The organism is Lactiplantibacillus mudanjiangensis (assembly GCF_005405385.1).
Classification (GTDB): domain Bacteria; phylum Bacillota; class Bacilli; order Lactobacillales; family Lactobacillaceae; genus Lactiplantibacillus; species Lactiplantibacillus mudanjiangensis.
Genome location: NZ_BJDY01000002.1, coordinates 230,702 through 245,341 on the forward strand (window position 1 = coordinate 230,702; position 14,640 = coordinate 245,341).

Sequence of the window (14,640 nt, forward strand, 5' to 3'; positions counted from 1 at the left end):
AATGACATACGAATCTAAAATAAAGCATCGTGACAAAGTAGGGAGTTTTAATAATGAATGAGCGAATGTTGGTAGCAATCAATGGGTTGAAAACGCTGACGAATAATGGTCAAAAATCGTTTCAAATTGTCAATATTGGTGGGGTATTTGAAGAAAAAATGAGTTTTAATACACCAATTAGCGTGGAAGACCTTCAATTAATGAAGCAATTGGCGTTACCGAGCGATTATTATGACTTGTTGCAACTCTCAAATGGCTTATCACTATTTCAAGACAGCTTTCAAGGGATGGCTTTAGGTGGGGCAGTTTGTGAGATATATGATGCCGAAACGGTGTGCCAGAAAATGGTTTCGTCAACTGCCGACCGACTTAGTTTCCATTCTTTGGCTACGTGATTTAGGTGAAATGTGCATTAGCCAGCAACATTATTTAAGTCAGCAAACTTATTTGACCAATCCTGGCATTACGAATGACTCATTTTTAAATTATGATTTTGCGGACTGGTTGGTTTATTTCATTTTACTTGCTATCAAGCGTTTACAGAGGCAAAGTAAACTTAAACGGCTTTTCAGTAGAAAGCAGGGATCAGAATGAACGTTTTTGAGCTTGAACAAGTCAGTTATGTACCGAATGATCATCATGTGTTAGACGAGATTATCATGACGGTTCCGGCCGGTGACTATCTGACGATTACTGGGCCATCTGGTTCAGGAAAGAGTACATTATTACGCCTGCTAGCCAGTTTATTAACGCCAACGAGTGGCCAGCTGAACTTTATGGGGCAACCGCAGTCTAGCTATGATAAACCGACTTATCGTAAACGGGTTTCTTATTGCTTCCAGCAACCGACATTGTTCGGTGAAACGGTCCAAGATAATTTGGCCTTCCCGTTTACCATTCGAGGGTTGCCATTTGATCAATTGGCGGCATCAGCAGCACTAGATAAAGTGGATCTCACTGATCGAACATTGACACAACCGATCGTGGAATTATCTGGTGGTGAAAAGCAACGTGTGGCTTTGATTCGCAATTTGATGTTCCCACCAGAAGTGTTGCTGCTAGATGAAGTGACCGCGGGACTGGATAAGGAAACTAAAACGATTGTTCATCGACTTATTGACGATTATCATCGGCAACAACTCACGATTTTATCTGTGACGCATGATGACAGTGAATTGGCCAGTGCGACGAACATGATTGAGATTCGTGATGGCAGATTGGAGGGACAACATGACTAATTTAATTGTCAGCCCACTAGCGTTAAGTTTTGCGGTAACCCTAGTGGTCATTGCGCTAATTATCAATTGGCACGAACGTATCGGTCTTGAAAAAGATATTATTGTCGGGGTTATACGTGCAGTGATTCAATTAACGGTCGTGGGTTATGTGTTAACTTATGTGATCAAGCTCGACCGTGGGTGGTTAACCGGTGGTATGGTGGCGATTATCTTATTGAATGCCGCGTATAATGCGGGTAAACGAGCCAACAAAATGCCACATGCGTTTATCATTAGTGGTTTGGCCTTACTAGTAGCGACTGGATTAACCTTGTGTTTGTTGTTAGTCGTTGGGACGATTAAATTTACGCCGAGCCAAGTGGTGCCAATCACTGGGATGATTGCCAGTAATGCCATGATCGCAATCGGGTTAGCCTATCGGAGTTTAGCCGCTAGCTTTCACGATCAGCGCCAAGCAATTTTAGAACGACTCGCGTTAGGTGCGACGATGAAACAAGCCGCGTCAAAACTCGTGCGTCAAGCGATTCGGATGGGCATGGCACCAACGATTGACTCCGCTAAAACGGTGGGACTAGTTAGTTTACCGGGAATGATGTCCGGGTTGATCTTTGCTGGAATTAATCCAACGAAAGCCATTATGTATCAGATTATGGTCACGTTCATGCTGTTAGCAGCGACTAGCATTGGCAGTGTTATTGCCTGTTACTTGATGTATCCGCAATATTTCAATCAGGATTTGCAACTAAATCATGAGTTTTAGCGAGCCGGGTTAACCACTTGGCCCGTTTTTTTAACCGGTTAGCTCAGAAGAACATGACAATTAAGTGATTGGCAGTATACTAAGAACATTAAAAATTTTGGAGGACTAACAATATGCAAACTTTAAGTCTAACTAATCTTGTTTTAGGGGCCTGGCTACTCATTGTCATTATTCGTCGTCAATTGGCGGCTAAAGTTATTCGGTTTAAAGCTATGTTTTTCGGGTTAGTGATTTTATTTGGATTAACCTCACTTTACGATGCCTTTTCACAACAACATCTGACGATCACTTGGTCACAAGCATTGCTCTTTGGCGGTCTTAGTGGGGTCAGTGCCATTGGCTTTGGCTTGTTACGGGCGCTAACGTATCACTTATGGGTCAACGATGACGGCTTGGTGATGCGACAAGGTAATTGGCTCACTTTAGTCTTATGGGTGATCAGTATTGGTGGTCATTTGGCGATCGATCAATTGTGGACTGGTAGTTCAACGACTTTAATCCTATATATTGGCGTGACCCTGTTGGTGCAACGTGGTGGTGTTTGGTGGCGCGCGCAAGCAGCTTTTCCAACGGAGATGCAAGCTAATGCGCACTTACAAGCGCAGCATCACGAGCGTCGGCAACGTCAGCGAGAACGCGACTAGCGTGAAAAGTTGCGTTTTAAGTGGTAACGTTAGGCTAAGTCAAAGTTGATGAAGGGTGATTTTTGAATGAAAGCACTAACGTTTACCGAGTTTGGTGCAGCGTCAGTTTTACAGTATATAACCGTTGCTGACCCAATTGTGACTGCTGAAACCGTCTTGGTTAAAACCACTTATATTGGGTTGAATTATGCTGATATTTATCGCCGTCAGGGCACGTATCATTTAGCGGACCATACACCTTATATTGATGGTTATGAAGGTATTGGTGTGATTGTCGAAGTGGGGTCAGCAGTAACCGACTATGCTATTGGTGATCGGGTCATGTTTGTCGATGTGCCACTGGCTAATGCGGAACTGGTTGCGGTGCCAGTCGCTAATGTTATTCGAGTACCAGATTTACTATCAGATCAGTTTGCAGCTAGTATTGGGCTGCAAGGGTTAACTGCGGATTTCTTAGCACATGATTTAGCTCAAAATCAACCCGGCGATCGGGTGCTGATTCATGGCATTAGCGGTGGTGTGGGTCAAATATTGTCACAGATGTTAACGGCAGATGGCTGTCAGGTTTATGGTGTGGCCTCAACGCCAGCTAAGCAACGGTTGGCCTTAGATGCCGGTGCCGAAAAAGTCTTCTTGCGCCATGACGATTGGGCGAAAGATTATCATGACTACTTTGCGACTGTTTTTGATGGTGTGGGTAAAACGGTGCCATTAAGCCTGCAGTTAACGGCGACGCGTGGCCGTATTGTCTTTTATGGTATGGCTGGTGGCAATCCGCCTAAAGTTGATCCGTTAGCGCTGATGCAAGGGTCAAAGAGCTTGATGACTGGTGATTTGTGGGACTTCTTGATTGATGCGCCGTCGCGACAAAAGCGAGCAGCTCGTTTATTCGGTTATGTTCAACGTCAGCAAATCACGTTGAACGTACCAACGATTTTTCCGTTAGCTGAAGGGGCTCAAGCACATGAGGCCTTGGAGCAAGGTAAAGTCGCGGGTAAGATTTTGTTGCAACCATAGCCTTGATTAATGATCTAAGTTATCGTGGATAACTTGGATCATTTTTTTGAAGGTATTGACAAAGTGGTCGTTGGCTGTTAAATTAATCATCATTGACCGATAGTCAGTTTTGAAATGAAGACTAATATTGATCAAGTTTTTTTTAAAATCAAAAATGACCAATAGTCAAAAATGGAGGTCTTAACGATGAATAGCTTAACCACCGGCCAAAAAGCCGAAAAAGCGCGGGCGATTGCGACTGCCGCACAACAACAATTTGAACAAAAGTCGTTCAGTCAAATTACAATGGCTGCGATTGCAAAACAGGCCGGTTGTTCAAAAGGTACGTTATTTAATTACTATGAAAGTAAAGAAAGTTTGTTCATGACGCTACTACTTGATGGCTACTGTGATTATTTTGAAGGTATCATCAAACAAGTCGACGGACAAACTTTAGATCTCACGCAGTTTGCAGCACTCTTACTGACTGAAACAGCCAACTTAATCGATCACCATGCAACCTTATTACGGTTGAATGCATTACGTGGTCCGATCTTAGAACAAGGCGCGAATTTAGCACAAACAATCGCTCATCGTCAGGCTTTGTACGATGTAAATGAACGGTTAGCACAAGCCATCTGTACGCAAATTCCGACCTTGACGGTGGCTGAAGTCAGTCAATTATACTTAGTTCAAAGTGCTATTATTAGCGGTTTAATGAACTTAGCGGCGTTAGATGAGTTTCAGCAACGCCCATTAATTGAACAGAACTTTGAACACTTTAAAATTAATATCAAAACTGATGCGGTGACAAGCTTTAAGTATTATTTGCTGGGCCGCTATCCAACATTGACCTTATAAGGGAGACTAGAAAGATTATGGAAACAAGTCACATCCGCAACTTTGCGATTATTGCACATATTGATCATGGCAAATCAACGTTAGCGGATCGGATTATGGAACAAACCGCAACGGTTAGTCAGCGGGAAAGTAAAGCCCAATTGTTAGATGATTTGGCAGTGGAACAAGCTCACGGGGTGACGGTTAAGTCGCGTACCGTGCGTAATTTTTATACGGCGGCTGATGGTCAAGAATATGAATATAACTTGATCGACACACCAGGGCACGTCGATTTTTCATATGAAGTGTCTAAAAGTTTGGCCGCCAGTGATGGTGCCATCTTATTAGTTGATGCCACTCAGGGCGTTCAAGCCCAAACGGTGGCCAATTTACGTTTGGCTTTAAAAAACGGTCTCAAGGTTTTACCGGTTATTAACAAGATCGATAGTGCGATGGCCGAAGTTGAACGGACTGAACAACAGATTAAACAATTGGCTGTTCAGTTTTTGGATAGTCCGATTTTAAAGATTTCAGCGAAAACCGGACTAGGTGTAGATGCGGTCTTAGAAGCGATCAAAGACTATTTTCCAGCACCAGCGGGTCAGACTAAAGCACCATTGAAAGCCTTAGTCTTTGACTCGGTTTATGATCCGTTCAAAGGGATCATTGCCTATGTTCGTATTGTCGATGGTCAGCTCACTGCAAAGACACCCGTTTTGTTAATGGCGCATGATCAAAAATTACCGAACAAGGAAATTGGGAGCTTTATGCCTCAACTCACAGCATTGGACAGTCTTAATGTTGGAGAAGTCGGCTATTTGGTAACTGGATTAAAAGATCCACAAGCATTGCGGGTTGGTGATACGATTACCAGTCAAACGACACCAACAGCTCAAGCATTACCAGGATATGAACCGGCTAAATCAATGGTATTTGCAGGCTTTTATCCCAAAGACGATCATTATCATGATTTACAATTAGCCATTGAAAAGTTAGCTTTAAATGATTCATCGTTTCACTACGCCGCCGAAGTTTCTGATGCCTTGGGGCCTGGGTTTCGATGTGGCTTTTTGGGGATTTTTCACTTACAAATTATTCGCGAACGCTTGCATGATGAATATCAGCTAGATGTTTTGACAACTGCGCCCAACGTAACGTATCGGGTGCATTTGAAAACTGATGACACGTTAATGGTCAATAATCCGATTAAGTTTCCTTATTTTGCCGATATCGACTACGTTGAAGAACCGTTTTCAAACGCGACAATCACAACCGGAAACGATGTTCTAGGTGACGTGATGCAACTGGCTGATAGTCACAAGGGCCAATTGGTTGATATGGCTAATCAGGGCGACCTGATTGAACTGCATTATCGGTTACCCATTTCAGAAATTGCTTATGACTTTTTCAATGCGCTAAAGTCGATTTCACACGGTTATGCCACCTTAGAAACCACGTTTGCGGACTATGATATCGCGGATGTCGTCAAGGTAGAAGTCAACGTGAATTATGCCAAGGTCGATGCCTTATCGTTTATTGTTCACCGCGAAGATGCGCCGGCAATGACGCAAAAACTCGTTGAAAAACTGAAACATACGATTCCACGTAAACTTTACCCGATGCCTGCGCAAGCGATTGTTGAAGGTAAGTCGGTCGCACGCGTAGATGTGCCACCGTTGCGTAAGAATGCAGCGGTTAATGGTGAAAAGCGCAGTACATCTAAGAAGCAAGCATTGCTACGACGGCAAAGTGTTAATAAACGGCAAGCCGCGCAGAGTGATGTTACCTTGTCGCAGGATGTGTTCAATGCGGTGTTAGAACTCTCGCTTTAATTGAACGTTTTGTTCAGTGTTGTCGAAACGCAATGGTTAATTTTGAAAACGAAGTCCAAAATCAGCGTTAAACCTGATCTGTATGAATGAACCAGGTATACTAAAAGCACTGATCAAGTTGAACGAAAGGACTGATAACGATGCATTTAGGAATTTTAGGTTCTGGTAAAATTGTGCAAGATTTTTTAACGATGGTGGGAGATATTCCATCAATTGAACTAACCGCAATCTTGGGTACGGCCCACAGTCACGACAAAATTGAACGGTTGCAAACAACTTATGGCATCAAACGCGCATATACTGATTATGCGGAATTATTAGCCAATCCCACGATTGATACCGTCTATGTGGCGCTACCTAATCATTTACATTACGCCTTTACGAAACAAGCGTTACAACAAGGAAAAAATGTTATTTGTGAAAAGCCGTTTACGTTAGTGGCATCGCAATTAACGGAATTATCTGAACTGGCTTTAAGCCAAGATTTAGTGTTAATTGAAGCAATTACCAATCAGTATTTACCAAATTATCAAGCCATTAAACAAGCATTGCCGCAATTAGGCGCGTTAAAGATTGTGAGTTGCAATTACTCACAATACTCTTCACGTTATGACGCCTTTAAGGCCGGCGATGTGTTACCCGCCTTTGATCCTCGTAAAGGCGGTGGTGCTTTGATGGATTTGAACATTTACAATATTCATTTTGTCGTTGGCTTATTAGGCGCCCCAACCGGCGTTCACTATTTACCAAACATTGAACGGCAGATTGATACGTCCGGTGTCTTAATCTTAGATTATCCAGACACTAAGGTGGTTTGCATTGGGGCCAAAGACAGCACCGCGCCAATTCAATCGACATTGGAGGGGACTGCAGGTTCAATCGTGGTTCAAGGACCAACCAATGAAGTGCCTAGTTTTGACCAACAAGTGCGACCTGAACCAGCGCAGTCGATAGATGTTAATACGCATCCCCACCGGATGTATGCAGAATTTGTTAAATTCGACCAAGTTATTGCCGATCACGACATGGTATTCGTTCGGCAGCAGCTCGACCATTCCCAACAGGTGATGGCGGTTGTCGATCAGGCCTTGGCCGATGCACAATTAAAATTAGGATAAAAGATAACCACGAACTAAACGTCAAATGACGCTCGGTTCGTGGTTATTTTTGTGGGGCTATTTAATTGATTTTAAGCTAATAGACTCTCAATGCCGACCGGCAAAGATTAGTGAAATCATCCGACTGGCTAATCTTTACTGTAGTATAATCACTTTGGTAGATAGGACCTAACATTGAAAACTGATTAGTTATATTAACAAATGGAGAGTTATTAAAACGATAAGATAATAATAAGAGGTGGGTAGATGGCATTAAACACAACAGTTATTGGGACCGGGTATCCGGTCGTTTTTCTACATGGTTTGGCATTAGATATGACATCGATGCAAGCCTGGTATGAGCCACTACTGAGCAATCAACCAGTGCAACGTATTTACATTGACTTACCAGGAATGGGGGGGAGCCCGGCGTTGCCACTAGCACAGGCTAATAGCGATGATATTTTAAGATTAGTTCAACGAACGATTCATGAATTAATCGGTCATCGTGAATATGCGGTGGTCGGGCACTCATACGGCGGCTACTTGACGCTAGCATTAGCTTATCAAGATGTCGCGGTTCAACAGATATTTACAACGTGCCCGGCATTTACGGCGATAGGTGATCAACGCATCTTGGTCTCAAGACCGGCACTGGTAGCAGCACCAGTTGATTATCGTGAGCATCCCAAACAGGCCAAAGCCTATCAAAAAATGAGTGCGGTGATTAGTCCTACGACTTGGCAAGCATATCAGGCTCAAATTTTGCCGGGAATTAGACGTTGCGACAAATCGTTCATTCACACCTTGCAACGTGAGCAGTCTAAATATTATCGATTATCATTTGAAACGGCCTTACAAGCGGCAAGCTTGTCACAATCGCAAACGATGTTATTGGGGCGGTCTGATAATCAAGTTGGTTTTGAAGAACAGTTGGCCTTCATGCAGCGACAACCGCATGGGACGGTTGGGTTGTTTGATCGGGCGGGACATAACTTACCCTTGGAACAGCCAGCATTATTGGCTGCTTACTTTCGTGAATTTTTAAGGTCATTTGGTTAGTTTGTAGGTCTACCACCGCAACTGGGGGCCTTTTTTCGACAGGTTGGCTATCGTTCGTTACGCTAAAATGAAACGGCGGACTGAACAAAAAACAAAGCGTCCGCTGGTTTTCAGCGTGGCGCTTTGTTTTTTGGGGAGATCTATTACTTTTCAGTTGCTGGTTGGCGACCTTTGATCAAGGTTGAGCTGTACATCAAGACGATGGCACTTAAACCAATGATCATCATAACCGTTAAAGCGGCGCCAGTTATTGGGGCGTTTTGTAGATACAGTTGATTGTTGATAAGTTCGTAGGCAAAGTGAATCGGGGTGACATTGTAAACAAATTGCCGATAAAAATTGCTGAGCATTTGTGGGACAAATGTGATGACCCCCATGGACCCAATCCAGATGACGAGTAGTAGTGGCCAACCTTTTAGTCCGGCTAAGTCTAAGACGGCGGTTTGAATCAAGTAGAACACGAAACTAATGCCGCCGGTTAACCAGATGAACTGTGTTGAATCTTGGATTGGCATGCCATAAATGAGTTTAACGAAGCTGTAAATAGCTAACGCGGTTCCACCAGCAATCAGTAAGCCGGTAATGAGTTGACTAGTGACACTGGTCATTGAAAGCCGACCATCGGTACGACGAGATTCATGACTAATGTGGTCACGCCAATTGATTAGACTAGAGACGAGGCAACCGATCCAGCAAAGAATCGTGATAATAAATGGCGCCATGCCACTTAATTGTTTTTCAGAGACCGGATTGCGTTTAACTAGGTTTGATTTAATGGGCGTTTGTAATTGTGACCAGTTCGCGGCGGTTAGGGTTAAGTTCGCTTTGTTGGCGACTTGTTGATACTTGCCGGTTAAGGTCTGATTTAGATGGGTAACGAGTTGGGGCAAGGCTGTTGTGAGCAGATTGGCAACGGTGATGTTGTTACCTTGGCTAACGTATAAGGTGACATTGGCGGCTTGTGGGGTTTGAGCGGTTAAGGCTTTGGCAAGTTGTTTTTGTTGCTGGAATGGGGCGGTCATTGCGACCGCTGGTTGTTTAGTAGCCATTGCGGTTAATTTTTGGGTGATTAATTGGCCCTTCAAGTAGTTGGCCTAGCGTTGTAAGTCAGCGCTAAAGCCGTTGTGAATAACCAAGGCACCATAGTAGCGGCTATTGGCAAAGCCATCGGTCAAGTCGGCAGTTTTCTTGACCGTGATCCATTTGATTTTAGCGTCAGATTCAGAGTTGGTACGCCGAAGTTGATGGGCGACCTTTTTGGCTTGAGTACCATGATCGGCGACAACTAATGCCACGGGTAAATGGCGAATTTTAACAGATGAGCGGGCACCCACTTGGGCGAAAGCGAACAATCCAATGAGAATCGTCCCGACGAGGATGGCCAGCCAGATGCTTTTACGCTTGAATACAGTTAACATAATGATTCCCCCTTTTTGATGATGGGGTCATTGTAGGCCGAATGAGGTTGGCCCACCATGGTCAAAATAACATTAACTGGGGACCTAACGGGACAATGTTAATCAAAGTGTTACTTAGCGGTACAAAAATCAAGGAATTGATGGTGGGGGGATTTAACATGGATTTGCGGGTTAAAAAAACGGAGAAAATCATTATGACTGCTTTCTTAGAATTGGTGATGACAGAGGGGTTTGAACGGGTAACGGTTAAGGCAATTTCAGAACGCGCGATGATTAATCGCAAAACGTTTTATCAGCATTTTACGGATAAATATGCGGTGACGGAAAAATTAACACAAGATCTTTTAGATTGGTTGCAGCGTGCTTTACAAAAACGCGGTGAATTGGTGGCACAAGGCAAAAGTTTTCAACAAGCGTTTACTGCTTTAGCCCCCGAGTTAACCGAATTTATGACGGCTTGGCGCGAACCTTTACAGGCAATGATTTTAATTCCAACTGTTCGAGCCGAGTTGTTACAGGCCTTGCAAACCACGATGCGCCAACAATTAGAAACCACGTTGCAACGGTCAGTTGCGCCGTTAGAAGTGAACGTGGTGGGGGGTGTCACGCTAGGATTGTTAATGAGTTATTTACAAAATAACCAGTTGCCAAGCAATGACGATTGGCGTCAATTAGCGGACAGTTTGGGTCAAGTTTTAGGACCAATCTTAGCAGCCATTGATTGATGAAACTAGGTAGTAAAGTTTTACCAACAAGTTAAGCTGCAAGCGGTATCATAAGGAGGCATACTAATTGAAAAAAGGTGGGATTTAAATGTATCAAGCAGCGGCAGATCGTTATCAAACCATGCAATACAATCGAGTGGGTGACAGTGGCCTTAAATTATCCGCAATTGGGCTAGGACTCTGGAATAATTTTGGGAGTGTTGACCCGTTAGCGAATCAAAAGGCGATTATTCATCAGGCGTTTGATCTAGGGATTACATACTTTGACTTAGCTAATAATTATGGTCCAGAACCCGGTAGTGCCGAGACTAATTTTGGCCAAATTATGGCGCATGACATGAAGCCATATCGTGATGAAATGGTGATTGCCAGTAAAGCGGGTTATGTGATGTGGCCGGGACCTTATGGCAATTGGGGATCACGCAAGAGTATTATTGCCAGTGCGGATCAAAGTTTACAACGTACTGGATTGGATTACTTTGATATCTTTTATAGTCATCGGCCTGATCCGGAAACGCCAAGTGAAGAAACGGCCTTGGCATTGGATCAGCTAGTGCGTTCAGGTAAAGCGTTGTATATTGGTTTGTCGAACTACAGCGGTGTTCAAGTTAAAAAAATGGCCGCGATTTTTAAAGAAATGAAGACGCCATTCATTATCGATCAGCCACGTTACAACATGTTCAATCGCCAAATTGAAACGGATTTATTACCAGAATTAGCTGCTGAACACAAAGGGGCCGTTGGGTTTAGTTCATTATGCCAAGGCTTACTAACTAATAAATATCTAAACGGTGTGCCGGAAAATTCACGGGCGAATAAGTCAACGATTCCCTTCTTACATCCCGCGCAAGTCGAGCAAACCTTGGCTACCGTACGGGCTTTGAACGAGTTGGCACAAACGCGATCACAAAGTTTAGCCCAAATGGCCTTGGCTTGGAATTTACGGCAACCAACGATGGCGAGTGTCTTGATTGGCGCTAGTCGGCCCGCACAAGTCGTTAATAACGTGCAAGCACTCGATCATTTGGACTTTACCGATGATGAATTAGCAAAAATCGAAACGATCTTGGCTGCTCAAACACCGATTGATTGGCAAGCAAAATAAACTTGGCAAAAAAGCACTTGTTTGGTAAATTAGAAATAGATTAAAGAAAAATGGGGAAATGAAATGAATCCAGCAGTCTATTTTGAGCAAGCCAAGCAAGTGCTAAACTTACCAGCGGATGCTAAGCTAACGTCAGCGTACAAGTTTGGTGATCAGGCGGAGCAAACCAATCAGCTAGGTGCATTAGTTGTTGCCGGCACCAAAACGGCAACGGCCAGTGCCGCAGATTTATACGAAGCCGATGAGCCGTTGCCACAAGTGGGTGAATATGATGTGGTATTGGATGCCAATGATGAGCCGCTGTGTGTGACGAAAACCGATAGTGTCACGATTAAGCCATTTTCAGAAGTCGATGCAACCCATGCTTATCGTGAGGGCGAGGGTGATCGCAGCTTGGCTTATTGGCGGCAAGTTCATCAGAATTTTTTTGAAGCTGAATATCTGGAGACGGGACGCAAGTTTGATCTAGAGCAGGCACCGATTGTGTTAGAGCAGTTTCATGTGATTTATCCAATATAGTAATTTAATGATGAACCGATGGCTAGATGTTAAGCTATCGGTTTTTTATATGTGGTGACCGTGAAACTTAACCTAGTTGTGATTTTAACAAGTAAATGTAACGTGTATAATAATTATAAAATGATTACGACAGGCTATAGAGAGAAGTTGGTAAAGTGTGGATCATTTTTTTGATGAGCATGGGCCTAATGCTTGTTAGCATGATTTATCTGATCTGGTTTAATCGGGCCATAACCAAGGATCGGTTGGACTTAGGTGTTCCAATGGCGGACTATCATCAAGCAATCGCTGAAATAAAACAACGGCCGACATTTAAACAACTTCAACGGCAATATCGGCTGGTTTCACGCTGGTTGATGACGATTTGGTTATTATTAGTGGTGACATTGTTGATTATGGGTGACCAAGTTAGTCCTTGGCAATCTGGCCTTAGTTGGGTTGCTGTAATCGACGCTGTATTACTTTGGGGCTTCATGATGTGGACTATGTGGCAACAGTATGTTTTATCGCGAGCTCACACCATTAAAGTCCGGCGCTTGCGTGGTTTAATTGTTTTGTCTCGTGCAGCGAGTATTGGCATATTATTGGGATTTTTGCCAATGACGGTGACACTTGTTTGGTTGATTCCAGACATGAGTTGGTGGTAACTAAGACACAAAATAGATGTTAGAACTCCTATTGTGGTGTTCTAACGTCTATTTTAAGGTTATGAGTTTAGGTTTATCTTTTTACCACAAATAGTCGACAGGGTTCTTAATATATTGATCATAAACGGATTGAACAATGGCCATTTGTTCGGTGGTGAAAGGCGCTAATTCAGCGGCAGCGGTGTTACGTTCAATTTGGGTCGGGTTGCTGGCACCGGGAATGACCGCGGAAACCGCGTCATACATCAAAATGTACCGTAATGCCATCGCTGCGAGTTGATCGGTCCCTAGCCGTTGTTTCAGTTTGTCAGCGGCCTTAACTCCAGTCAAGTAGTCGACACCTGAGAAGGTTTCACCTTTGTCAAAGTGTTCACCGTGACGGTTATTGCTCCGATGATCAGCTGGGGCAAACTTGGTATCGGCAGTGTATTTACCGCTAAGTAAACCACTGGCTAGCGGTACCCGTGCTAGAATTCCGACATCGTGCTTTTGGGCCAAGTCAAAGAACAACTTAGCTGGCCGTAACCGGAACATATTGAAGATAATCTCAATGCCGGCAACATTGTAGTCTAAGGCTTTAATGCCTTCTTCAACCTTTTCAACGCTGACGCCATAATGACGAATCTTACCAAGTTTTTGTAGTCGATCGAGTTCAAAGAATGTTTCTGGTTGATACATCACACTTGTTGGGGGACAGTGTAATAACACCATATCGAGTGCGTCAATGTCCATATTTTTCAAAGAGTTATCGACATAACGATCAATATTTTTGGGACTAAAATGTTCAGCCGTCAGTGGCTCTTCTTTCCGGCCGACTTTTGTGATTGCGTTTTGATGAATTGCCCAACGGCGCGTTCGCTGGCGCCATCTTGGTAACCGTCAGCGGTATCAAAAAAGTTTACGCCACGATCGTAAGCTTCCGCCAACGTCGCTTGGGCATCTTGTTCATCAAACGGGGTGCCCCATTTACCACCTAATTGCCAGGTACCCAATGATACTTCACTGATATTAAACCCAGTTTTGCCAAATTTACGATAGTTCATTATTTTAGTGCTCCTTTTATGATTAATAGTTATAGTATGGCACTTACAGTTGACGCTAAGTCAAGTATAGTCGAAAAAGGGGATTGCGCAAAAAAAGCCACACCAACATGCTAAAACTAATGGTGTGACTTGATGGTTTATTAAACTAGCGGTGTTGCCGGAGTGACAAATTCCGCAAAACGATGTTCCCAAATATGAGCGTGATGGGCTTTGATTTGCGTAGCAGTTAGAAGCTCGCTGTCAAGGGTGCTAATACCATCGATTAGAAGATCGACCTTAAAACCTAAATGGTAAGCTACTCGCGTCGTGGTATCGACACAAAATTCAACCTGAGCGCCACAGATTTCAATGTTTTCAAGTTTATTCATCTTAAGAAAAGCTTCCAACCCAGTTTGGTAGAATGCATCTGGTCGGGTTTTAAGGTAGTAAGTATCAGAACTTAGCGCATGTAGATCCTCGAAGAGTTGCCAAGCCTGACTGCCGATTTCCATTCCTGGTTCAGTATGTTGAATAAAAATGATCGGTCGGTTAGCCGCGCGATATTGATCGATTCGTTGATTAACGGTTGCGACGACTTGATCACGTTGATCAAGATCGTGTAAGGCCTGTTGCAGATCAATGACGATAAGTGCTTGTGCCATGAGAGTTCCTCCAAATAAACAATAATAAGTTAAGTGTAGTGCTGAGACTAATCAAAAACAACTTTGAGGATTC

At 43.6% G+C, this 14,640-nt stretch carries 16 protein-coding genes and 1 pseudogene; 13 read left to right on the forward strand and 4 right to left on the reverse strand.

From position 1 onward, the window contains the following. Window positions 1-53: 53 nt before the first annotated feature. The 9 genes from FFM84_RS02045 (at window position 54) to FFM84_RS02085 (ending at window position 8,469) form a co-directional block, all read left to right on the forward strand. On the forward strand, window positions 54-395 hold the full coding sequence (locus FFM84_RS02045) for a hypothetical protein (RefSeq protein WP_130843655.1): 342 nt from the start codon (window positions 54-56) through the stop codon (window positions 393-395). Window positions 396-590: 195 nt separating this feature from the next. Then, window positions 591-1,238 carry an ABC transporter ATP-binding protein gene (locus tag FFM84_RS02050; RefSeq protein WP_130843654.1) on the forward strand — a complete coding sequence of 216 codons (648 nt, stop codon included), beginning with the start codon at window positions 591-593 and terminating at the stop codon, window positions 1,236-1,238. Beyond that, window positions 1,231-1,998: an ABC transporter permease gene (locus tag FFM84_RS02055; protein WP_130843653.1), complete on the forward strand. Its 768-nt coding sequence runs from the start codon at window positions 1,231-1,233 to the stop codon at window positions 1,996-1,998. The genes FFM84_RS02050 and FFM84_RS02055 overlap by 8 nt, the downstream gene beginning before the upstream one ends. A gap of 113 nt (window positions 1,999-2,111) precedes the next feature. Next, window positions 2,112-2,642: a hypothetical protein gene (locus FFM84_RS02060; RefSeq protein WP_130843652.1), complete on the forward strand. Its 531-nt coding sequence runs from the start codon at window positions 2,112-2,114 to the stop codon at window positions 2,640-2,642. Window positions 2,643-2,708: 66 nt separating this feature from the next. Further along, window positions 2,709-3,659, forward strand: a complete 951-nt coding sequence (locus FFM84_RS02065) for a quinone oxidoreductase family protein (protein ID WP_130843651.1) — start codon at window positions 2,709-2,711, stop codon at window positions 3,657-3,659. 186 nt (window positions 3,660-3,845) lie between these two features. After that, entirely contained in the window at window positions 3,846-4,499 is a 654-nt protein-coding gene (locus tag FFM84_RS02070) for a TetR/AcrR family transcriptional regulator (RefSeq protein ID WP_130843650.1), read from the forward strand. Window positions 4,500-4,516: 17 nt separating this feature from the next. Further along, window positions 4,517-6,310: a translation elongation factor 4 gene (gene lepA / locus FFM84_RS02075; protein WP_130843649.1), complete on the forward strand. Its 1,794-nt coding sequence runs from the start codon at window positions 4,517-4,519 to the stop codon at window positions 6,308-6,310. A gap of 140 nt (window positions 6,311-6,450) precedes the next feature. Next, the gene (locus FFM84_RS02080; RefSeq protein WP_130843648.1) at window positions 6,451-7,428 is read left to right on the forward strand and encodes a Gfo/Idh/MocA family protein; all 978 of its coding nucleotides are present in this window, start codon (window positions 6,451-6,453) and stop codon (window positions 7,426-7,428) included. 246 nt (window positions 7,429-7,674) lie between these two features. Continuing rightward, complete coding sequence (locus FFM84_RS02085) at window positions 7,675-8,469, forward strand: alpha/beta fold hydrolase (protein WP_130843647.1); 795 nt, start codon at window positions 7,675-7,677, stop codon at window positions 8,467-8,469. A 143-nt stretch (window positions 8,470-8,612) separates the two neighbouring features. Here FFM84_RS02085 and FFM84_RS02090 read toward each other — a convergent pair whose 3' ends face one another. Together FFM84_RS02090 and FFM84_RS16275 are read right to left on the reverse strand one after the other, a co-directional pair. After that, on the reverse strand, window positions 8,613-9,518 hold the full coding sequence (locus FFM84_RS02090; protein ID WP_225428140.1) for a hypothetical protein: 906 nt from the start codon (window positions 9,516-9,518) through the stop codon (window positions 8,613-8,615). Between the two features lie 45 nt (window positions 9,519-9,563). Then, window positions 9,564-9,887 carry a YhgE/Pip domain-containing protein gene (locus tag FFM84_RS16275; protein WP_225425230.1) on the reverse strand — a complete coding sequence of 108 codons (324 nt, stop codon included), beginning with the start codon at window positions 9,885-9,887 and terminating at the stop codon, window positions 9,564-9,566. 158 nt (window positions 9,888-10,045) lie between these two features. Here FFM84_RS16275 and FFM84_RS02095 point away from each other — a divergent pair, with 158 nt between their 5' ends. The 4 genes from FFM84_RS02095 (at window position 10,046) to FFM84_RS02110 (ending at window position 12,883) form a co-directional block, all read left to right on the forward strand. Further along, window positions 10,046-10,612: a TetR family transcriptional regulator gene (locus FFM84_RS02095; RefSeq protein ID WP_130843646.1), complete on the forward strand. Its 567-nt coding sequence runs from the start codon at window positions 10,046-10,048 to the stop codon at window positions 10,610-10,612. A gap of 88 nt (window positions 10,613-10,700) precedes the next feature. Beyond that, on the forward strand, window positions 10,701-11,717 hold the full coding sequence (locus tag FFM84_RS02100; RefSeq protein ID WP_130843645.1) for an aldo/keto reductase: 1,017 nt from the start codon (window positions 10,701-10,703) through the stop codon (window positions 11,715-11,717). Window positions 11,718-11,780: 63 nt separating this feature from the next. Further along, entirely contained in the window at window positions 11,781-12,236 is a 456-nt protein-coding gene (locus FFM84_RS02105) for an ASCH domain-containing protein (protein ID WP_130843644.1), read from the forward strand. Window positions 12,237-12,391: 155 nt separating this feature from the next. Then, window positions 12,392-12,883 carry a hypothetical protein gene (locus FFM84_RS02110; RefSeq protein ID WP_170179868.1) on the forward strand — a complete coding sequence of 164 codons (492 nt, stop codon included), beginning with the start codon at window positions 12,392-12,394 and terminating at the stop codon, window positions 12,881-12,883. 81 nt (window positions 12,884-12,964) lie between these two features. On the opposite strand, the pseudogene FFM84_RS02115 reads toward FFM84_RS02110, so the two are convergent. Further along, window positions 12,965-13,926: pseudogene (locus FFM84_RS02115) on the reverse strand (aldo/keto reductase). Between the two features lie 140 nt (window positions 13,927-14,066). Beyond that, window positions 14,067-14,567 (reverse strand): isochorismatase family protein, encoded by a 501-nt coding sequence (locus FFM84_RS02120; RefSeq protein ID WP_130843642.1) that lies wholly within the window; start codon window positions 14,565-14,567, stop codon window positions 14,067-14,069. Window positions 14,568-14,640 lie beyond the last annotated feature (73 nt).